General features: G+C 70.9%; 19 protein-coding genes and 1 tRNA gene. 10 read left to right on the top strand and 10 right to left on the bottom strand.

The annotated features are described in order from the left end of the window. Window positions 1-586: biotin/lipoyl-containing protein (locus IEJ02_RS30050; protein ID WP_191067695.1), on the top strand; the 586-nt coding region annotated here is incomplete at its 5' end. Window positions 587-678: 92 nt separating this feature from the next. On the opposite strand, the gene IEJ02_RS30045 is transcribed toward IEJ02_RS30050, so the two are convergent. Beyond that, a complete protein-coding gene (locus tag IEJ02_RS30045; protein ID WP_191067694.1) occupies window positions 679-1,590 on the bottom strand; it encodes an alpha/beta hydrolase in 912 nt (303 codons plus the stop codon). A 278-nt stretch (window positions 1,591-1,868) separates the two neighbouring features. Between IEJ02_RS30045 and IEJ02_RS30040 the strand changes: the two genes are divergently transcribed. The 3 genes from IEJ02_RS30040 to IEJ02_RS30030 all read left to right on the top strand — a co-directional run bounded on the left by IEJ02_RS30040 (window position 1,869) and on the right by IEJ02_RS30030 (window position 3,983). Continuing rightward, window positions 1,869-2,702 (top strand): 4'-phosphopantetheinyl transferase family protein, encoded by an 834-nt coding sequence (locus IEJ02_RS30040; RefSeq protein ID WP_317985947.1) that lies wholly within the window; start codon window positions 1,869-1,871, stop codon window positions 2,700-2,702. A 23-nt stretch (window positions 2,703-2,725) separates the two neighbouring features. Continuing rightward, window positions 2,726-3,580 carry an alpha/beta fold hydrolase gene (locus IEJ02_RS30035; RefSeq protein WP_191067692.1) on the top strand — a complete coding sequence of 285 codons (855 nt, stop codon included), beginning with the start codon at window positions 2,726-2,728 and terminating at the stop codon, window positions 3,578-3,580. Between the two features lie 184 nt (window positions 3,581-3,764). After that, window positions 3,765-3,983, top strand: coding sequence for a DUF2277 domain-containing protein (locus IEJ02_RS30030; RefSeq protein WP_137978113.1), 219 nt, complete (start codon window positions 3,765-3,767; stop codon window positions 3,981-3,983). A 96-nt stretch (window positions 3,984-4,079) separates the two neighbouring features. On the opposite strand, the gene IEJ02_RS30025 is transcribed toward IEJ02_RS30030, so the two are convergent. The 7 genes from IEJ02_RS30025 to ehuB all read right to left on the bottom strand — a co-directional run bounded on the left by IEJ02_RS30025 (window position 4,080) and on the right by ehuB (window position 9,176). After that, window positions 4,080-4,661 (bottom strand): Uma2 family endonuclease, encoded by a 582-nt coding sequence (locus tag IEJ02_RS30025; protein ID WP_191067691.1) that lies wholly within the window; start codon window positions 4,659-4,661, stop codon window positions 4,080-4,082. A 157-nt stretch (window positions 4,662-4,818) separates the two neighbouring features. Next, a tRNA-Lys gene (locus tag IEJ02_RS30020) sits at window positions 4,819-4,892 on the bottom strand. Between the two features lie 128 nt (window positions 4,893-5,020). Then, complete coding sequence (locus IEJ02_RS30015) at window positions 5,021-5,782, bottom strand: IclR family transcriptional regulator domain-containing protein (protein WP_191067690.1); 762 nt, start codon at window positions 5,780-5,782, stop codon at window positions 5,021-5,023. 281 nt (window positions 5,783-6,063) lie between these two features. Further along, window positions 6,064-6,834, bottom strand: coding sequence for an ectoine/hydroxyectoine ABC transporter ATP-binding protein EhuA (ehuA, locus tag IEJ02_RS30010; protein ID WP_191067704.1), 771 nt, complete (start codon window positions 6,832-6,834; stop codon window positions 6,064-6,066). Between the two features lie 22 nt (window positions 6,835-6,856). Further along, a complete protein-coding gene (gene ehuD, locus IEJ02_RS30005; protein WP_191067689.1) occupies window positions 6,857-7,507 on the bottom strand; it encodes an ectoine/hydroxyectoine ABC transporter permease subunit EhuD in 651 nt (216 codons plus the stop codon). Then, a complete protein-coding gene (gene ehuC, locus IEJ02_RS30000; protein ID WP_191067688.1) occupies window positions 7,504-8,256 on the bottom strand; it encodes an ectoine/hydroxyectoine ABC transporter permease subunit EhuC in 753 nt (250 codons plus the stop codon). The genes ehuD and ehuC overlap by 4 nt, the downstream gene beginning before the upstream one ends. Then, window positions 8,253-9,176, bottom strand: a complete 924-nt coding sequence (ehuB, locus tag IEJ02_RS29995; protein ID WP_137978110.1) for an ectoine/hydroxyectoine ABC transporter substrate-binding protein EhuB — start codon at window positions 9,174-9,176, stop codon at window positions 8,253-8,255. The genes ehuC and ehuB overlap by 4 nt, the downstream gene beginning before the upstream one ends. A gap of 120 nt (window positions 9,177-9,296) precedes the next feature. On the opposite strand from ehuB, the gene IEJ02_RS29990 reads away from it, so the two are divergent. Next, a complete protein-coding gene (locus IEJ02_RS29990; RefSeq protein WP_191067687.1) occupies window positions 9,297-9,806 on the top strand; it encodes a DUF3830 family protein in 510 nt (169 codons plus the stop codon). Window positions 9,807-10,236: 430 nt separating this feature from the next. On the opposite strand, the gene IEJ02_RS29985 is transcribed toward IEJ02_RS29990, so the two are convergent. Together IEJ02_RS29985 and IEJ02_RS29980 are read right to left on the bottom strand one after the other, a co-directional pair. Then, complete coding sequence (locus tag IEJ02_RS29985) at window positions 10,237-11,652, bottom strand: amidase (protein ID WP_191067686.1); 1,416 nt, start codon at window positions 11,650-11,652, stop codon at window positions 10,237-10,239. 25 nt (window positions 11,653-11,677) lie between these two features. Beyond that, entirely contained in the window at window positions 11,678-12,625 is a 948-nt protein-coding gene (locus IEJ02_RS29980; RefSeq protein ID WP_191067685.1) for a D-2-hydroxyacid dehydrogenase, read from the bottom strand. A 207-nt stretch (window positions 12,626-12,832) separates the two neighbouring features. Here IEJ02_RS29980 and IEJ02_RS29975 point away from each other — a divergent pair, with 207 nt between their 5' ends. The 5 genes from IEJ02_RS29975 to IEJ02_RS29955 all read left to right on the top strand — a co-directional run bounded on the left by IEJ02_RS29975 (window position 12,833) and on the right by IEJ02_RS29955 (window position 19,532). After that, entirely contained in the window at window positions 12,833-13,816 is a 984-nt protein-coding gene (locus IEJ02_RS29975; protein WP_137978108.1) for a maleate cis-trans isomerase family protein, read from the top strand. A gap of 314 nt (window positions 13,817-14,130) precedes the next feature. After that, entirely contained in the window at window positions 14,131-14,886 is a 756-nt protein-coding gene (locus IEJ02_RS29970) for a maleate cis-trans isomerase family protein (RefSeq protein ID WP_191067684.1), read from the top strand. A gap of 139 nt (window positions 14,887-15,025) precedes the next feature. Next, complete coding sequence (locus IEJ02_RS29965; protein ID WP_191067683.1) at window positions 15,026-16,273, top strand: EfeM/EfeO family lipoprotein; 1,248 nt, start codon at window positions 15,026-15,028, stop codon at window positions 16,271-16,273. Continuing rightward, the gene (efeB, locus tag IEJ02_RS29960) at window positions 16,270-17,490 is read left to right on the top strand and encodes an iron uptake transporter deferrochelatase/peroxidase subunit (protein ID WP_191067682.1); all 1,221 of its coding nucleotides are present in this window, start codon (window positions 16,270-16,272) and stop codon (window positions 17,488-17,490) included. Before IEJ02_RS29965 ends, efeB begins: the two co-directional genes overlap by 4 nt. A gap of 167 nt (window positions 17,491-17,657) precedes the next feature. Then, the gene (locus tag IEJ02_RS29955) at window positions 17,658-19,532 is read left to right on the top strand and encodes a phospholipase C (RefSeq protein WP_191067681.1); all 1,875 of its coding nucleotides are present in this window, start codon (window positions 17,658-17,660) and stop codon (window positions 19,530-19,532) included. Window positions 19,533-19,630: the final 98 nt, after the last annotated feature.

Below are 19,630 nucleotides of genomic sequence, written 5' to 3'. Positions count from 1 at the left end.
GCAGGCCCTGGAGCGGGCGGCCCGCGCCCTGGCCGAGTTCCAGGTCGAGGGCATGGCCACCGCGATCCCCTTCCACCAGGCGGTGGTGAAGGACCCGGCGTTCACCAGCGAGCCGTTCACCATCCACACCCGCTGGATCGAGACCGAGTTCAACAACACCATCGCCCCGTTCACCCCGACCGGGGCGGACGAGGCCGAGGAGCCGACCGCCCGCGAGACGGTCGTGGTCGAGGTCGGCGGCAAGCGGCTGGAGATCTCCCTCCCGGCGGTCCTCGGCCTGGCGGTGTCGCCCGGGGAGGCCGCGGGCGCCGCGGGCGGCTCGAAGAAGCCGAAGCGCAAGGCGGTCAAGAAGTCCGGATCGGCAGCCTCCGGCGACGCCCTGACCTCCCCGATGCAGGGCACCATCGTCAAAGTGGCCGTGAGCGAGGGCGACACCGTGGCCGAGGGCGACCTCATCGTGGTCATGGAGGCCATGAAGATGGAGCAGCCCCTCAACGCCCACCGCAGTGGCATCGTCAAGAACCTGAACGCGAACGTCGGCGCCTCGGTCAGCGCGGGCGCGGTGATCTGCGAACTCAAGGACTGACCCGCCGCCATGGTGTCCTTACGGGTGGGCCGGGCCCGGCCGTGCCCACCGTAAGGTCAGTCCGGTCAGTCAGGTCAGCCCGGTCAGCCCGGTCAGTCCTTGAGCGTCCGCTCCAGGAAGCCCAGGACGGTCTCCGCGTACGTCTCCGGCTGGGTCTTGATCCCCTGCAGATGCTCGGTGTCCGGCAGGGTGTGCACCTCGGCCAGCGGATAGCGCTCGGCCAGCGCCCGTACCCCCGAGGCGGGGATCATGGTGTCGCGCTCACCGGTCAGGAAGAGCATCGGGGTGCGCTCGTACGCGCCCCCCAGCGGCGGCGGCCACTGCACCCGCAGCATCGCCACGGCCGCCGACGAGGCGACCGACTCCACGACCGGGCGGGAGGGGCCGGCGCCCAGCGGGCCGGGGATGGGCACCCCGCCGGCCGCGACGAAGTTCCGGAACAGCGGGGCCAGCTCCAGCGCCGGGCCGCTGTCGAAGACCACCGCGTCGACCGGGCAGTCCTCCCGCTTGAGCATGTAGAAGGAGGGGAAGGTCGAGATCGAGAAGCCGTAGATCGCGATGCGCGCGGCGGCGTACTCGTCCATCGACCGCATGTGCCGCACTACGGCGACCACATCGTCGGTGTGACGGTCGCTCATGCCCCAGCCCGCCCGGTCCGCGACGCTCTTACCGTGGTTGCGGTGGTCGAACAGGGCGACCGTATAGCCCGCCTCGCTGAGCAGCCGCGCGTGCGCCAGGCTCGCGGACTTGCTGAGCCCCAGGCCGTGTCCGAGCACCACGACCCGCTCGGCGTCGCCCGGGATGAGCCAGACATGCAGCCCGCGGCCCCGCTGCCCGTTCAGCGGAACGTTGACGTCGGTGCTGGTCAGCCCCAGGTCGGCGGGGGTCTTGTGATGCGGTCTGCGGGGCGGGTGGAAGATCATGTACGAGAGGAAGGCGCCGTACAACGGCGCCACCGGGAGGGTCACCGCCGAGGCCGCCTTGGCCAGGAATCCCGTCGCCATGGTCGTCAAACCCCCATCACCGATCGTGCCCGGACGTGCGCGATCGTAGTGCGGACGGACAGGTGACCGCGTCGGCCGGAACGTGAACGTGGCCTAAGTCACCGGGAGTCGCGGATCGGCAACGCCGCCTCGCGGCAAGGGCGTTGGGGGCGCGTGAAGCGGTCGGGGTGGCGCGTTCCGACGGCGGGGCACCCACGGCGCGCCGCGCGCGCCGCTGTACCGTCAGTACGTCCACAGCGAGCGCATCATCGGCCGATCGCATGGGGGGAAGTCGAACAGTGTCCTTCACCAGCCCGGTTCAGCCCGCACATGAGCCCCGGCGATGGGCCCCGGTCCGCGCCCTGCCCGGCCCCGGGGACCGCCCCGGCCCCGGTGAGGTGGCCGTATGGCTGCTGCGGATCCCGCCGAACGCCACCGCTGCCGCCGACGTCGCGGAGGGCATGCTGGACGAGCGGGAGCGCGAGCGCGCGGCGCGGCTGCGCTCGGACGTGGCGCGCGAGCGCTATGTGACCTCCCATGTGGGGCTGCGGACGCTGCTCGGCGGCTATCTCGGCATCGACCCGGCCGAGGTCGCGTTCACCCGGGAGACCTGCGGCATGCCGGACTGCGACAAGCCGCACGGCCGCCCGGCCCTCGCGGGCGAGGACGCGCTGCACTTCTCCCTCTCCCACTCCGGGGACGCGGCGCTGTGCGCCGTCGCCGGAGTGCCCGTCGGCGCCGATGTCGAGGAGCGGGACCCCGGGCGCGCCGGGGCCCGGCTGACGGGGCTGGTGGGGCAGTTGCACCCCGAGGAGCGGGCGGCGATCGACGCGCTTCCGGAGGAGCTGCGGGAGGAGGCGTTCCTGGGCTGCTGGGTCCGTAAGGAGGCGTATCTCAAGGGCATCGGCACCGGGCTGCCGGGCGGGCTCGCCGCCCACCACGTCGGGCTCGCCGAGCGCCTGGCCCCGGCCGACGCCCCGCCCGGCCCACGCGGCTGGACCTTCGCCGACCTCGACGCCCCGCCCGGCTACCACGCGGCGGTCGCGGTAAGGGACGAGGCCGTACGGGACGAGGACGCACCCGGTGGCGCGGCGCGTCCGGTGGTGACGCTGGCCGGTCTGACCCTGCACTGATCACCCCGGGTACAGTCGGCGCCATGCCGCATCTCGAGGTGGAACTCTCGGCAGGCACCATCGAGTACGAGGACACGGGAGGCGAGGGCCCCGTCGCGGTCCTGCTGCACGGCGTCGCCATGGACGGCTCCCTGTGGCGCGAGGTGGTCGCCGCGCTGGCCCCCGGCATCCGCTGTGTCGTCCCCACCCTCCCCCTGGGCGGGCACCGCCGCCCGATGCGTCCCGACGCGGATCTGTCGGTGCTCGGGGTGGCCCGGCTGGTCGCCGAGTTCCTGGACCGGCTCGACCTCACGGATGTCACGCTGGCCATGAACGACTGGGGCGGCGCGCAGGCGCTGGTCGCCGACGGCCGCGACCAGCGGATCGGCCGCCTGGTGATCACCTCCTGTGAGGCGTTCGAGAACTACCCGCCCGGGCTGCCCGGCAAGAATCTGCGGCTGGCCGCGAAGCTGCCGGGCGGGCTCAACACCGCCTTCAAGCTGCTGAAGCTCGCGCCCCTGCGCCGGCTGCCGATGACCTGGGGCTGGATGACCAAGCGCCCGGTCGACCGCGAGGTGATGGACGCCTGGTTCCAGCCGCTGTGGTCCTCCCCGGAAGTCCGCCGCGACCTGCGGAAGTACGTCCTCGGCGTGCCACCGGTGAACGAGCTGCTGCACTGGGCCGAGGCCCTGCGCACCTTCGACCGCCCCGCCCTGGTGGCCTGGGCGTCCGAGGACCGCGTCATGCCGCCCGAGCACGGCCTCCGCCTGGCCGGTCTGCTGCCCCGGGGCAGCCTGGTGGAGATCCCCGACAGCTACACCCTGATCCCCCAGGACCAGCCCGGCCCACTGGCCGACCTGATCCGCGCCTTCGTCCTGGGCGAGCCCGAAACGGCCTAGGAACGACCCGCCACGGCCTGGGGGTGTCCGGCGGACCACGCGGCGGAGCCGCAAATCGACGCTGTGTGGGAAGGGGCGGGGAGGGGAACAGCCCACCGCAGGCGCCCAGATCCGCCGGACACCCCGTAGGGACCGCCCCGCCACGACCTGGGGACTGTCGTACCCCCGGCGTACCGTCGTCAATATGTGCAGATCCATCAAGACGCTCCGCCCGCCGTACGCCGAGTCCGTCACCGAGGCCGATATGCGCGCCGCGGCCCTCCAGTACGTCCGCAAGATCTCCGGCTTCCGCCAGCCGGCCGCCCACAACGCGGAGGCCTTCGACAAGGCCGTAGAAGCCATCGCCGCCGCCACGGGGGAGCTGCTGGCCTCACTCGAGGTGCGCGGCGGAGCGGCACGCTGAAGGGCCCGGGGCCGCCGAGAGCACCCGGTACGTGGTGCCTTGATGCCGTCCGGCCTCCACCGTGCCCCACCGAAGCCCCGGCGTCGGGCGGGGGACTCAGCGGACGTAGTTTTTAAGGATCTCCGTGTCGAGCGTGATGCCCACGGGCTCCGGAAGCGCGACCTGCTCGCCGAAGGGCGCGCGGTGGATGTCGAGGTAGCAGGCGCTCTTCGGATCGGGGTTGGTGTGGACAATGACCGCGCAGGCATCTCGGTCCACGAGGAGGTAGACGGGGATGCCCGCAGCCGCGTAGGCGGTTGGCTTTTCCTGGCGGTCGCGGCTATCGGTGTCCCGGTCGTAGGACGTGACCTCGACGGTCATCAGCACCCCATCAGGCTCGGCCCATTCTCCCTGACCCGCGAAGTGCGCGACGGGTGCGAGCGAGCCGTCCGGGCGGGCCCGCCCGTTGCGGTACTCCCCGACTTTCAGACCCTGAGACGTATGCAGGTCGAGCTCTGGACGACTCTGCATGCATTGCCTGAGCAGCCACATGATGATCGTCTCGTGATCCCCGTCGGCCACGCGCTTCTCCTCGATCCGTCCGTTGATGAACTCCAACGTGACGGTTTCGGGCACCGTGGAGGCGATCTCCTCGAACTCCTCCACCAGCATGTGCGTGCGCTCGGTCATAACCGTCATGTTGCACCCCTTTCCTGGATGAAGCCAGTGTTCCGGGCGTCGACGCGACGGGGGCGCAATCCGTAGCGGATCACTCCTGAGAGTGAAGGGATGCGACGGGGAGAAACGCGTCTGGGGCCTCTCGGAAAAACCGAGAAGCCCCAGACCAATGCCACGGTGCGCCGCCAGGGACTCGAACCCCGGACCCGCTGATTAAGAGTCAGCTGCTCTAACCAACTGAGCTAGCGGCGCCTGCTGACGACATAAATACTACCTGGTCCGGAGGGGTGGTTTTGACCACCGCTCTCCGGGGCAAGGCCGGGGCACCTCCGGGCGGCCGGGGCCGGGCGGCTCAGGTGGAGGCGGCCCGGACGGGCGGCTCAGATGGAGAGGGAGAGCAGCATCGGGGCCGCCTCGCGGTTGAGGGTGTCGGCGGCCTGGCGGAGGCGGTGGGCATGGGCCAGGGGGAGGGAGAGGGCCAGGCAGCCCACCGAGCGCCCGGCGCTGATCGGGACCGCCGCGCAGACCGTGCCGACCGCGTATTCTTGCAGGTCAAGGACGGGGACGGTGGCGGGCTGGCTGTCCAGCTTGCGGAACAGCACCTTCTCGTTGGTGGTGGTCCGGGAGGTGAGCCGCACCGTCTTGTGGCGGGCGAGGTGGTCGCGGCGGCTGTCGTGGTCGAGCTGGGTGAGCAGGCATTTGCCGAGCGCCATGGCGTGGCCGGCGGAGCGGAAGTCCACCCACTCGTTGACCTTGGGGGTGCGCGGCCCGTCCGCGTACTGCGTGATCTTGATTTCGCCGTCCACATAGCGGCTGAGGTAGACCGCCGCGCCCACCGAGTCGCGCAGGGCGATGAGGGACTGCTGGAGCTTGTCCCGGACGGCGTGGCCGCGGTCGGGGGCGGCGGAGCCCAGCAGGGTCAGGGCGTTGCCACCGACGTAGGCGCCGTCGGCGATCTGCTCCACATAGCCCTCGCGGCGCAGCATCCGCAGCAGATCGGCGAGCTGGTGGGCCGGTAGCCGGGTCTCCCGGGCGAGCATGATGTCGCTGACGCCGGACGAGTGTTTGGCGACGACCTCCAGGATGCGGAGGGCGTGCTGCACCGAGTGGAACGGTGCGGTCGGCTCGGGCCTGAGCGCCACGATTTCCCCCCTCGCAGGTTGGCGTGGCTTTGTATCACGATAACCGCCAAGGGGCTTATCCGGATCGGCTGTTGAGGATATTGCCGAGGCGTATTGGCCCCGGTCAGCAGGGGCGTATGTCGACCGCATATGACAATGGCGTGCCCCCGCGGGGGGGTCGCGGGGGCAACGCCGAACCGGGCCCGGCGGGGACCGGATGATCAGCCCGTCAGGGGTCGGGTGATCAGCCCGTCAGGGACCGGATGATCAGCCCGTCAGGGGCGGGGCCATCCGGCCGGGGGCTAGAGGACCGCGCTCAGGAACTCCCTCGTCCGCTCGTGCTCCGGCTCGGTGAAGATCTTCTCCGGCGGTCCGGACTCGATCACCCGGCCCGCGTCGAACATCAGCACATCATCGGATATGTCCCGCGCGAAGTTCATCTCATGGGTGACACAGAGCATGGTGATGTCCGTTGTGTGAGCGATGTCACGCAGCACATCCAGCACCCCGGCCACCAGCTCCGGGTCCAGCGCCGACGTCACCTCGTCCAGCAGCATCACCTGCGGCCGCATCGCCAGCGCCCGGGCGATCGCCACCCGCTGCTGCTGCCCGCCGGACAGCTGCGTCGGGTACGCGTCGCACTTGTCGCCGAGGCCGACCATGTCGAGCAGCTCCCGGGCGCGGGTCTCGGCCTCGTCCTTGCTGAGGCCCAGCACATGCACCGGGGCCTCGGTGATGTTCCGCAGTACGCGCATATTGGGAAAGAGGTTGAACTGCTGGAAGACCATTCCGATCTTCTTGCGCACCTCTCTGGTGTGCTTCTCGCCCGCCGGGACCAGCTTGCCGGCCCTGTCCTCATGGGTCAGGTAGTCGCCGTCGACCTTGATCGTGCCCTCGTCCGGCTTGATCAGCGTCATCAGCAGCCGCAGGATCGTGGTCTTGCCCGAGCCCGAGGGGCCGATCAGGGTGACGTGCTTGCCGGAGGAGACCGAGAAGTCGAGGTTGTCCAGGACCGTATTGCTGCCGAAGCGCTTGGTCACCTGGTCGAAGCGGATCAGTTCACTGCCGTCCACGGCAGGGTTCGTGTGGTCGGTTTCAGTGGCCAAGACGACGCTCCAGGGCTCGCATCAGAAGGGAAGCCGGATAGGCGATGAGGATGAAGGCGATGCCGACCATCGTGTAGGGCTCGATGTACTGGAAGGACGACGCGCCCTCCGCGCGCGCCTTCTGCAGCATGTCGACGACGCCGATCAGCGCGAGCATCGGGGAGTCCTTCAGCATCGCGATCACGTAGTTGCCCAGTGCGGGCACCACCCGGCGAATGGCCTGCGGCAGGATCACCGCGGTCCAGGTACGGCCGCGGGAGAGGCTGAGCGCGGTCGCCGCCTCCCACTGGCCCTTGGGCACACCGTCGATACCGGCCCGGTAGACCTCGGCGGTGTACGTCGAGTAGTGCAGACCGAGCGCGATCACCCCGGTGGTGAGCGCCGAGAACTTGATGTCCCAGGTCGGCAGCACGTAGTAGAAGAAGAACAGCTGCACCAGCAGCGGCGTGTTGCGGATGAACTCCACGATCGCCGCCACCGGCCAGCGGACGAAGCGGGTCGGCGAGCGGAAGGCCATCGCCCACACCAGGCCGAGCGCGAACGCCAGGACCGAGCCCAGGGCGGTCGCCTCCAGGGTGATCAGCAGTCCGTTGCCCAGCTCGGGGAGGAAGTCCTTCGCCACATCCCAGTTCCAGCTCACTGGGCACCTCCCGCCGTGATGATGTTGGACGACTGCTCGGCCTCCTGGCGCGGGGGCAGCTTCCGGGTGACCAGCGGGCCCTTGTCCGACTTCACGGGGGCCTGGCCGATGCCCGCCTTGGCGCGCCGCTCCAGCAGCCGCATCAGCCGGGTGAGGACGAAGGCCAGCACGAAGTAGAGGACCAGGATGATCGCGTAGATCTCCAGGCTGTCACCGGTCGCCAGCCGCGAGAGCTGGGCGGCGAAGGTGATGTCGGCGACGCTCACCGCGGAGACCAGGGCGGTCGCCTTCAACAGCTCGATCAGTAGGTTGTTGAAGGGCGGGATCATCTCCGGGATCGCCTGCGGCAGGATCACCCGGCGCATCCGCTGCGCGGGCGTGAAGCTGAGCGCGATGGCCGCCTCACGCTGCGCCGGGGCCACCGCGGCGATCGCGCCGCGCACGATCTCCGAACCGTACGCCCCGTAGGTGAGGCCCAGTGCCAGCACCGCGGCCCACATCGGCACCAGCTGGTACTGGAACGCCAGCGGCATCACGAAGAACAGCCAGAACATCAGCACCAGGGCCGAGGTGCCGCGGAAGACCTCCACATAGAAGCCGGTCAGGAAGCGGACGATCCACAGCCGGGAGGTGCGCGCGATCCCGATGCCGAACGCCACGACGGCCGCGAAGACCGCGCTGTACAGGGTCAGCTGGATGGTGATCCAGACGCCCGGAAGAAGCCAGTTTTCCCACAGCCCGGCCGTCATGAGCACAGCTCCTTGGCGGTCAGATCGGTCATCTCTTCCTTGGTGAAGCCGAAGGGCCGCACGACGCGCAGCAGCTCGCCGCTCTTCTTCATCTTGTGCAGCTCCACATTGAAGGCGTCCCGGAGCTTGGTCTCCTCGGGGCGGAAGGCGAAGCCGCCTGCGCCGATGTCCGGTTTGCCGCCGACGTACGCCTGGAACGGCTCGGTGGCCTCGGCCTGCCGGCTGTTCCGCTGCTTCACCACGTTGTGGACGGTCACGGTCGTGCCCGCGAAGACATCGGCCCGGCCCTGTTCCACGGCCAGCAGTCCGGCCAGCTGGTCGGGGAGGATCAGCATGTCGCTCTGCTTGATCCCGGCGTCCTCCGCATAGCCGATCTGGGCGTATGCGGTGCCGGTGGCCATTTTGGCCTTCTGCTTGGCGATGTCGTCGTAATTGTGGAGGTTCTTGGGGTTCCCCTTGCGCACGATGAACGCGTCACGCATGCGGTAGTCGGGGTCGGAGAAGATCACCTGGGCGCAGCGCTCGGGGTTGATGTACATCCCCGCCGAGACCACGTCGAACTGCTGCGAGCGAAGGCCCGGAATGAGCGAGCCGAACTCGGTCGGCACCGGCTGGACCTTGGGCACGCCCAGCCGCTTGAAGATGATTTTCGCGATCTCCGGCGCCTCGCCGGTGAACTCGCCGTTCTTGTCGATGTAGCCGAATGGGATCTCCCCCGCAATTCCCAGCCGGACCGTCCCTTGCGACCGCAGCCGCTCCAGCAGATTGCCCCCGTCCTCGGCGCCCGAGCCGGACACCCGGCTGCAGCCGGCCGCGCCCAGCAGACCCAGGGCCGCACCGCCGGCGAGAAGAGCGCGGCGACTCGGGCCCATTTTTGCTGTTTCTCTGCTATCGGTGTCTTTCCCACGTGGTGGAGCCATGGGCGCGCGGCTACCCGACTCCGGCAAATGTATGCGGGCCGTTTCCGGCCCTTGATACAGCCGATGTCTGGGTAGTCCCCTGGGACAGGACTGGTTCCGAAGCGACCTGGAGGAAAGTCGATGGTTGACCGAGCCGACCGGTTCATCGAGGTCTCGCTCGACAAGCGCGGGGTGAGCTGCACGGCCAAGCTCCTTGACGATCTCGCGCCGATCACCTGCGAGGCGGTGTGGAACGCGCTGCCGCTCGGGGGTGATGTGTATCACGCGAAGTACGCGCGCAACGAGATCTACGCGCTGCTGCCCCCGTTCGCGCCCGAGGAGCCGCCCCTGGAGAACCCGACGATCACCCCGATCCCCGGCGACCTGTGCTACTTCACCTTCACGGACACCCAGCTCGGGACCAAGTCGTACGGATACGAGACCGAGGCCAAGCACCAGGGGCGGCGGCAGGTGATCGACCTGGCGCTCTTCTACGAGCGGAACAACCTGCTGATCAACGGCGACGCGGGGTGGGTGCCGGGGATCGTCTGGGGCGCGGTCGTGGATGGCCTCGACCGCATGGCCGACGCCTGCCAGGACCTGTGGCGCGCGGGGGCGCTGGGGGAGACGCTGAACTTCCGCCGTGTGTAGACCTCGGCTCGCGCTCAGTGAACACCTCGGCCCATGCCGGGCGCAGGCCCTCGGCTTGTTGCCCGGTGTAGACCTCGGCTCGCGCTCAGTGAACACCTCGGCCCATGCCGGGCGCAGGCCCTCGGCTTGTTGCCCGGTGTAGACCTCGGCATGCATCGGGCACGGGTGCTCGGCTTGTGCCCGGTGTAGACCTCGGCTCGTGCCGGGCGCAGGCCCTCGGCTTGTTGCCCGGTGTAGACCTCGGCATGCATCGGGCACGGGTGCTCGGCTTGTGCCCGGTGTAGACCTCGGCTCGTGCCGGGCGCAGGCCCTCGGCTTGTGCCCGGCGCAGACCTCGGCTCGCCCTGAGCGCAGGCCCTCGGCTCGCCGCCCGGCGTACCGCATGGGCCGGGCCCGGGGCCGCTCCGCCCCGGGCCGCGGGCAGCGGGCGTTACGTCGCCGGCGGGCGCACCCCGTCCGCCAGCCCCGCCTCGAACAGCGCGTGCGCCGCGCGCAGCACGAGCGCGTCCGCGTGGCGCGCGCCCACCAGCTGCACCCCGATCGGCAGACCCGCGCCGCTCAGGCCGCACGGCACCGACGCCGCGGGCTGCTGGGTCAGGTTGAACGGGTAGGTGAACGGCGTCCAGCCGGTCCACCGGGTGTGCTCCGACCCCTTGGGCACCTCGACCCCCGCCTCGAACGCGGTGATCGGCAGCGTCGGGGTGACCAGCAGGTCGTACGCGGAGTGGAACCGCCCCATGGCGTGGCCGAGGGCCATCCGCACATCCACGGCCGCCAGATAGTCCAGCGCGCTGTACGACGCCCCCTGGGCGCAGATCTCGCGCAGCCCCGGGTCCAGCAGCTCCCAGTCCTCCTGCCCCAGCGGCTGCACCACCCGGGCCGCGCCGCTGAACCACAGCGTGTGGAACGCCTCCACCGGGTCCTCGAACCCCGGGTCGATCTCCTCGACCACCGCGCCCAGCTCCGCCAGCAGGTCCACCGCCCGCCGCACCGACGCGGCCACCTCCGGGTCGACCACGGCAGCGCCGCCGAGCGCGGGGCTGTAGGCGACCCGCAGGCCGTCCACCCCGCCCCCGCCGGAGGTGAGCGCCTCCCGGAAGCTGCCCTCGGCGGGGCCCAGCTGGGACCAGTCGCGCCAGTCCGGGCCGGAGATCACATCCATCAGCAGCGCCGCGTCCGCCGCGTCCCGGGTCATCGGCCCCACATGGGCCAGGGTGCCGAACGCGCTCGCCGGATAGAGCGGAACCCTCCCATAGGTGGGTTTCAACGCGAAGATGCCGCAGAAGGCCGCCGGGATACGGACCGAGCCCCCGCCGTCCGTCCCCAGGCTCAGCGGACCCGCGCCCAGCGCGACCGCGGCCGCGCTGCCGCCACTGGAGCCGCCCGCGGTCCGCTGGGGGTCGTACGGATTGCCGGTGACCCCGTGGACCGGGCTGTCGGTGACGCCCTTCCAGCCGAACTCCGGGGTCGTGGTCTTCCCGACGAACACCGCGCCGTGCTCGCGCAGCCGCGCCACCGAGGGCGCGTCCTCGTCCCACGCCCGGCCCTCGGGCCGTACGGTCCGCGAACCGCGCAGCGTGGGGGCGCCGCGCTGCAGCAGGATGTCCTTCACCGACACCGGAACGCCGTCCACCAGACCCGCCGGGGCCCCGCGCCGCCACCGCTCGGCGGACTCCTCCGCCTGCCGCAGCGCGCCCTCGGCGTCCACCCGGGTGAAGGCGTTCACCTCTGGCTGAATCTGCTCGATCCGGTGGAGGACGGCACGGGTCGCCTCGACGGGGGAGAGTTCGCCGGAGGCGTAGCGCTCGACGAGTTGAACGGCTGTCAGGTCGTGAATGTCGGTCATCCGGCTCTCCGTTCAGGTCCTGCGATCAGTCCACCGGTACGTACCCGAGGCGTTTGTCGACGATGTTGAGCAGTGGTTCGCCCGCGCACCAGCGCTCGTAGTTGTCCTGGAACTGGTCGGCCAGATGGTCGCGCCACCCGACCGTGTCGCCGCTCATATGGGGCGAGACGAACAGCCCGGGCACGTCCCACAGGGGATCGTCCGAGGCCAGCGGCTCGTGTTCGAAGACGTCCAGGGCCGCGCCGGCGATCCGCCGCGCGACCAGGGCCGCCGTAAGGTCCTTCTCGACGACCAGGGGGCCGCGGCCGACGTTGATGAACCGGGCGGAGGGCTTCATCCGGTCGAAGACGGTGCGGTCGAACATGCCGCGGTTGGCATCCGTGAGCGGCGCCGCGCTCACCACCCAGTCGGCCGACGGAAGCAGCTCGGGCAGCTCGTCACCGCCGCGCACGCCCTGCCGGGCGGTGCGGCCCACCAGGTCGACCACCACGCCGAGCGCGGCCAGGGTGGAGCCGATCGCCCGGCCGATGGGACCCGCGCCCACGACCACGGCACGCGTTCCGGCCAGCCGCATCGTCTCGCGGTGCTGCCAGCGTCGCTGCCGCTGCAGCTCCCAGCTTCCGTGGAAGTCCTTGGCCATGGCGATCACCAGGCCGGCCACGTACTCCGCGATCGGCTGCTCGAAGACCCCTCGGGCATTGGTCAGCACGGTGTCGGACGCGACGAGTTCGGGGCAGAGCAGCCGGTCCACCCCCGCGCTCGCGGTATGGACCCACGCCGGCCGGGGGCCCTCGCCGGGCCAGGCGTCGCGGACCGCGTCGGAGGTGAAGTCCCAGACCAGGAGCACATCCGCGGTGGGGAGCGCCTGGGGGAGCGAATTCTCGTCACAGACGAGCACCTTGGCCCGGCCGGCCACCCGGTTCAGGTGAACCGGCGGCTGGTCGCCGAAGACGACAACTGTGCTTTCGGACATAGGCGGGAAACCGTTTCGAAACGTGGATGGGTTTGCCTGAAGAAGGAGCGGGCAGGCGCCTCAGTTTGAGGATTGACCACGCTAGGCAGCGGAAACTACCGTCGTCAACAACGGCATCTGTCCCGGCGTCCCCGGCATCAGGCCGGCTCTCTCCATCCAAATCTCTGGCCAATGGTCCAGTCCCTCCGTTCCGTATTGGGGCTCGCTTTGGACGTCTCTTTTCTGGGTGGCCCACAGCCGCAGCGCGGCGTGGGTGTGGTGGCACCGTTCGACTTCGCACTCGACCGTGAGCTGTGGCGCTGGGTGCCGGACGAGGTATCCCTCCACCTCACCCGTACCCCGTTCGTACCCGTCGAGGTGAGCCTCGACCTGGCGCGGCTCGTGAGTGAGCACGAGACCTTGCACGACGCGGTGCAGGCGCTGGCGGCCGTCGCACCGGAAGTGGTGGCGTACGCGTGCACCTCGGGCAGTTTCGTCGGCGGTGTGGCCGGGGAGCGCGCGATGTGCGCGGCCATGTCCCAGGCGGGTGAGATCCCGTCGCTGACCACCTCGGGCGCGCTGCTGGAGGCGCTGCGGGAGATCGGCGCCCGGCGGATCGCCGTGGTGACGCCGTACACCCAGTCGGTCACCGACTCGCTGGAGGAGTACCTGGCCGAGGGCGGGATGACCGTCACCGGGCGGGCGTACCTCGGACTGACCCGGCACATCTGGAAGGTGCCGTACCGCGATGTGGTCGACATGGCCCGGCAGGCGGTGGTGGGGGCCACCGACGCGCTCTTCATCAGCTGCACCAATCTGCCGACCTACGACGTGATCCCGCAGCTGGAGGCGGAGCTGCGGATGCCCGTGCTGTCCGCGAACCAGGTCACCATGTGGGCGGCACTGCGGGCGATCGGAGCCCGGGCCGTCGGGCCGTACCAGGCGCTGCTCGACCCGGCCGCCCGGTCCGGTCCGGCGGGGATGTCGGTCTCGCCGAGCGGCCCGCTCCCGGTGACGGATCCGGTGGTCGAGTCGATGCTCGGGGCCGTGGAGTCGGTCGAGTCCGTGGTGGACGAGCCGGAGGCGGCGCTGGCCGGGGCGGCCTCGCCGGGTTCGGACGGCGACCCGGCCGACGGGCTCGACCCGGGCTTCGGCACCGGCCTCGGCGAGGGCCCCTACCTGGACGATTCGGGAGGCCCGGCCGCGGGGTGAGGCGGCGGCCCGGCGTGATCTGACGTGATGTGGAGGGCGGCCCGCCCCGGAGTGAGGGGGCGGGCGCCCCGGCGTGGCCGGGAAGCCTGCCCAGCTATGAGGAGGGGCGCCCCGGCGTGGCCGGGCCCGCTCCGGAATGCGGGGTGGGCGTCCCGGCATGGCCGGGAAGCCTGCCCGGGTGGGACGGGCGGGCCCGTCACCTACGCGAGGGAGGCTGTGCGGCGGGTGGGAACCCGCCGGGCGTCCGCGGTGTAGGAGAAGTGACAGCAGTGCAGCGGCGGCGCTCGCGGGGGCCGCCAGTCAAGGAGGCAGTCATGGTGGACGCGACGCACCCGGCCCCGGACACGGTGGGCTTTCTCTACCCCGGATACTCCGCCGAGGACGAATACCCGCGCCTGGAAGGCATGCTCGGCGGCGACAGCGGCGACATCCGGCTTCCGCTCGTCCACACCGACATCGGTGAGGACGCCCATCGGGTGGACGCCCTGCTGGAGATGGGATCGGCGGCCCGCCTCGCGGCCGGGGTCGCCGAGCTCGCCGAGCGCGGTGCCCGGGCCGTGGTCTGGGCGTGCACCAGCGCCAGCTTCGTCTTCGGCTGGGAGGGCGCCAAGGAGCAGGTGCGCGAGCTGAGCGAGACGGCGGGGATGCCCGCCTCCAGCACCTCCTTCGCCTTCGCCCACGCGGTGCAGGCGCTCGGCGCCGACCGGGTGGCCATCGCCGCCACCTACCCGGAGGACGTCGCCGACTACTTCCGGGCATTTTTGAAGGCGGCCGGCGCCGAGGTGGTCTCGATGCGCGGCAGCGGGATCATCACGGCAGCGGAGGTCGGCACCTGGGGCCGGGAGGAGGTGCTGGAGCTGGGCCGCGCCGGGGACCACCCCGAGGCCCAGGCGGTGCTCCTGCCGGACACCGCCCTGCACACCGCCGCCTGGATTCCGGATCTGGAGGCGGAGCTGGGCAAGCCGGTGCTCACGGCCAACCAGGTCACGGTCTGGGAGGGGCTGCGGCTGCTGGGCCGCGATCCGGTCCATGACCGGCTGGGCACGCTCTTCGCCCGGAGCGGCGGATAGCGGAGGGTGGCGCGGCCACGGGCGGGCGCGCCGAAGGTCCCGAGGAGTCGGTGACGGGGAGCTGAACCCCGGCGGAATTCCATGCAGCTCTTTGGGCATCAGTGCATTCCGCTTATCGGACTGCGCCTAGCATGCAGCCGTGCGTCGCCAACATCTCTCCCCGGTCCCGCCGGCACGTCATCTGCTGGTCGCCGGTGCGGTGACGGTGGCCACGGCCGTCGGAATCGGCGCGCTGGCGGTCGGCGGAGGCTCCTCGGACGGCCCTCGTGCGCACCCCTCCGCGAGCGGAAGCGCGCTCACGAAGGCGTCGGACGGGCTGCGGCACACCTCCGTCGAGGTGTCCGAGGGCGGCTGCGGCAGTGGCTGGACCGATGCCACCCGTGGCAAACAGGTCTTCGATCTGCGGAACACCTCCAGCAGACCGGCCGAGGTCTATCTCACCGATCCGGCGAACGGTGCCGTCTACGGAGAGGTGGAGGGCCTGGGCCCTGGCATCAGCAGACCGTTGAGCGTCACGCTCGGCGGGGGTTCCTATGCCTTCGTCTGCCTGCCCGAGGACGCGGACGCGGTCACCGGGCCCACCGTCACCGTGCCCGGACCGGCGCGGGGCGGTGGACCGGCCGCGGTCCCGGTCAGCCAGCAGGACCTGATCCCGCCGACCATCGCCTACCAGAAGTGGGTGGCGGGCCGGATGGACGAGCTGGTGCGGCGCACGGACGCGCTGCGCTCGGCCATCCACTGCGGTGACCTGGCCGCGGCCCGTGCGGCCTGGCTGCCGGCCCATCTGGTGTACGAGCGGATGGGCGCCGCCTACGGCACCTTCGGCGACGCCGACGGGGCGATCAACGGCACCACGGCGGGGCTGTCCGACGGGGTCCATGACCCGGACTTCACCGGATTCCACCGCCTCGAGTACGGCCTGTGGCACGGCGAGTCCGCGAGCTCACTGCGCCCGGCCGCCGACCGGCTCGCCAAGGACGTCCGGGACCTGCGGGACGGCTGGCCGCAGGAGCGGATGGACCCGGCCGACCTGGGCCTGCGGGCGCACGAGATCATGGAGAACACCGTGCAGTTCGAGCTGACCGGCCGCACCGACTACGGCAGCGGCACCAATCTGGCCACCGCGCGGGCCAATCTGGACGGCACCCGGGCCGTGCTGCGCCGGCTGGAGCCGCTGCTGAAGCCCCGCGCCCCCTGGCTGTCCGAGCTGGAGAGCGACCTGGACCGCACCCAGCGGACCCTGGAGCGCTCGCACCACGGCGACCACTGGACCCCGCTGGACCGGCTGAGCCGCACCGGGCGCCAGCGGCTCAACGCGGACGCGGGCGCGCTGGTGGAGCGGCTGGCCCGGGTGGCGGCGCTGATGGATGTGCGGAGGACCCGGTGAGCGAGGTGCTGCGCAGGGGCTTTCTGCTGGGCGCCGCCGCGGGCACGGTCGGCGCGGTCGCGGGCACGGTCGCGGGCACGGCGGCCGCGAAGGAGGGCGGGCCGGAGAAGAGGCCCACCCGCGTCCCCTTCCACGGCACCCATCAGGCGGGCATCCTCACCCCGTCCCAGCGGGCCACCGCGTTCATCGCCTTCGACGCCATGGCCGAGGGCCGCGAGGAGCTGGCCGACGCCTTCCGTACGCTCACCGAGCGGTGCCGCTTCCTCACCACCGGAGGCGCCCCCGACCCGGTCGGGATCACCGCGCCGCCCGCCGACTCCGGCACCCTGGGACCCCAGGTGGCCGCCGACCGGCTGACCGCGACCGTCGGCGTGGGCGCCTCGCTCTTCGACGAGCGCTACGGACTGCGGGACCGCAAGCCCCGGCGGCTGCACGCGATGCGCTCCTTCCCCGACGACGACCTCGACCCCGACTGGTGCCATGGCGATCTGAGCCTCCAACTGTGCGCCGACAGCACGGACACGGTGCTGCACGCGCTGCGCGACATCGCCCGGCACACCCGGGGCGCGCTGCAGATCCGCTGGCGTATCGACGGCTTCGTCAGCCCGCCGCGCCCGTCCGGCACCCCGCGCAACCACATGGGGTTCAAGGACGGCACCGCCAACCCCGACACCGGGGACGCCCGGGCGATGGACCGTCTGGTGTGGGTGGGCGCCCACTCCGGGGAGCCCGCCTGGGCGACCGGCGGCAGCTATCAGGTGATCCGGCTGATCCGGATGCTGGTGGAATTCTGGGACCGGGTGTCGATCAGCGAGCAGGAGCGCATGTTCGGCCGCAGCCGGGACTCCGGCGCCCCGCTGGACGGTCAGCACGAGTTCGACATCCCGCGCTTCGCACAGGACCCCAAGGGCGACGTCATTCCGCTGGACAGCCATATACGGCTGGCCAATCCGCGCACCGCCCGGACCGAGGACCAGCGCATCCTCCGCCGTGCCTACAACTACGACCGGGGCATGGACGGCAATGGCAACTTGGACATGGGGCTGCTGTTCTGCTGCTACCAGCAGGATCTCGAGCGCCAGTTCGAGACCGTGCAGAAGCGGCTGGCGGGGGAGCCGCTGGTGGACTACATCACCCCCTTCGGCGGCGGCTATTTCTTCGCGCTCCCCGGGGTGAGGGACGGCTCCGACTGGCTGGGGCGGAGCCTTCTGTCCTGACCGGGGCTTGAAGTCGCCCCACCATCCGGTCAAGAACGCCTCAAGAGTTCCTTGGATTCTTCTGACCCTCTATTCACTCGGCCGCCTCCATGGATTCCATCGGAGAGTCCTGCCCGCGGCACAGGATCAGGCGCAGGCGTGAAACGCGAATCATGTGGAGGCATGGCATGGGCGGCACGGCAGGATCCGAAGGCGGCCGACGGCGAGGCCGGGCCACGCGCTGGGGTGCCCTGGCCGGCGCCGCGGCCCTGGCGGCCGTGGGCGGGGTGGCCCCCGCATGGGCCGCGCCCGCCAAGGGCGACCCCACCGCGACCCCGGTGAAGCATGTGGTGGTGATCTTCGACGAGAACATCTCGTTCGACCACTACTTCGGCACCTACCCCAAGGCGGCGAACACGGACGGCACCAGGTTCACGCCGGCCAAGGACACCCCCAAGGACATCGACACCCTGGCGCACGCCGGGCTGCTGGAGAAGAACCCCAATCTCTACAAGCCCAAGCGGCTGCGCAGCGACCAGGCCATGACCTGCGACCAGAACCACTCCTACGGCCCCGAGCAGTACGCGGCCAATGGTGGCAAGGCCGATAAGTTCGTGGAGAACACCGAGGTCAGCAAGTGCACCGGGCTGTTCGGCGAGCCCGGTCTGGTGATGGACTACTACGACGGAAACACCGTCACCGGCCTGTGGAACTACGCCCAGCACTATGCGATGAGCGACCGCTCCTTCAGCTCCGCCTACGGCCCCTCCACCCCCGGAGCGCTGGAGCTGATCTCGGGCCAGACCCATGGCGTGATCTCCACCGACCCCAAGTCCTCCACCGAGAACCCGATCCAGACCGACAAGCCGGACGCGTACGCGGTGGCCTCGCCGGACGCCAAGGGCGTCGGCACGGTGATCAACGACCCGGACCCGGCCTTCGACGACTGCTCCAACAAGGACCACACCAGTGGCAACGCCCTGGCCCGGATGAAGGGCCGGAACGTCGGCGATCTGCTCAACGCCAAGGGGGTGAGCTGGGGCTGGTTCCAGGGCGGCTTCCGCCCCAGCACCGCCTGGGACGGTGAGCCCGACCACTACGCCAAGTGCTCCGGCACCACCCACAAGAACGTCGGCGGCGCGGCCTCGGTGGACTACAGCCCGCACCACGCGCCGTTCCAGTACTACAAGTCCACGGCGAACCCGCATCACCTCCCGCCGAAGAACGTCCAGGAGATCGGCCACAGCGGCCGGGCCAACCACAACTACGACCTCACCGACTTCCACGCGGCGCTCAAGACCGGCCATCTGCCGTCCGTCAGCTTCCTGAAGGCCGCCGAGTACCAGGACGGCCACGCCGCCTACTCCGACCCGGTCGACGAGCAGCACTTCCTGGTCGAGCAGATCAACGCGATCCAGAAGTCGCCGCAGTGGAAGGACACCGCGATCGTCGTCGCGTACGACGACAGCGACGGCTGGTACGACCACGCCTACGCCAAGCCCCTCAACGGGTCGACCGACAAGACCACGGGCTCGGGCGGCAAGGCCACCGACAGCCCCGCCTGCCAGTCCGCCCCGAAGCCCGCGGGCGGCTACCAGGACCGCTGTGGCCCCGGCCCCCGGCAGCCGCTGCTGGTGATCTCGCCCTTCAGCAAGTCCAACAAGGTCGACCACACCCAGACCGAGCAGACCTCGATCCCCCGCTTCATCGAGGACAACTGGCACACCGGCCGGATCGGTGACGCCTCCTTCGACCGCCGGGCGAACACCCTCTCCGGCCTCTTCGACTTCCGTCACCCCAACAACACCCAGGTGCTGCTGAAGTCCGACGGCTCGGTCGCGTCGGTCCACAAGGCCGGTCACTACACCACCTCCGCCCTGGCCGCCCACGCCCCGATCGTGAACGCCGCGGCCGCCGACGCCCTGACCACCCGGCGTCTCGCCGACGACAAGGGCATCTCCGCCGCCCTGCCCATCGGCCTCACGGCGGGTGCGCTGGTGCTCGGCGGCGCCGGTACGGCGCTGGCCCTCCACCGCCGCCGCACCGCGCGGACCGCGGGCTAGGCCCGTTCCGCGCGAGCGCGCGGCACACCGCCGTCGGGTCCGCCGCCACACCTCCTCCCCAGGTGGCGGCGGGCCCGGCCGTTCATCGCCAGCCCGGG

It is taken from the genome of Streptomyces sp. 5-10 (genome assembly GCF_014712245.1).
Taxonomy (GTDB): Bacteria; Actinomycetota; Actinomycetes; order Streptomycetales; family Streptomycetaceae; genus Streptomyces; species Streptomyces violaceusniger.
The sequence above is the reverse complement of the archived record's forward strand: the minus strand, read 5'-3'. Positions and strand labels throughout refer to the sequence as shown.

Coding starts and splice junctions, on each gene's coding strand:
- IEJ02_RS29980 (WP_191067685.1), bottom strand. CDS start 12,625: ATGTCCGAAAGCACAGTTGTCGTCTTCGGCGACCAGCCGCCGGTTCAC.
- IEJ02_RS29970 (WP_191067684.1), top strand. CDS start 14,131: ATGGTGGACGCGACGCACCCGGCCCCGGACACGGTGGGCTTTCTCTAC.
- ehuB (WP_137978110.1), bottom strand. CDS start 9,176: ATGGCTCCACCACGTGGGAAAGACACCGATAGCAGAGAAACAGCAAAA.
- IEJ02_RS30035 (WP_191067692.1), top strand. CDS start 2,726: ATGCCGCATCTCGAGGTGGAACTCTCGGCAGGCACCATCGAGTACGAG.
- IEJ02_RS29990 (WP_191067687.1), top strand. CDS start 9,297: ATGGTTGACCGAGCCGACCGGTTCATCGAGGTCTCGCTCGACAAGCGC.
- IEJ02_RS29985 (WP_191067686.1), bottom strand. CDS start 11,652: ATGACCGACATTCACGACCTGACAGCCGTTCAACTCGTCGAGCGCTAC.
- IEJ02_RS30030 (WP_137978113.1), top strand. CDS start 3,765: ATGTGCAGATCCATCAAGACGCTCCGCCCGCCGTACGCCGAGTCCGTC.
- IEJ02_RS30025 (WP_191067691.1), bottom strand. CDS start 4,661: ATGACGGTTATGACCGAGCGCACGCACATGCTGGTGGAGGAGTTCGAG.
- IEJ02_RS29955 (WP_191067681.1), top strand. CDS start 17,658: ATGGGCGGCACGGCAGGATCCGAAGGCGGCCGACGGCGAGGCCGGGCC.
- ehuC (WP_191067688.1), bottom strand. CDS start 8,256: ATGACGGCCGGGCTGTGGGAAAACTGGCTTCTTCCGGGCGTCTGGATC.
- IEJ02_RS30045 (WP_191067694.1), bottom strand. CDS start 1,590: ATGGCGACGGGATTCCTGGCCAAGGCGGCCTCGGCGGTGACCCTCCCG.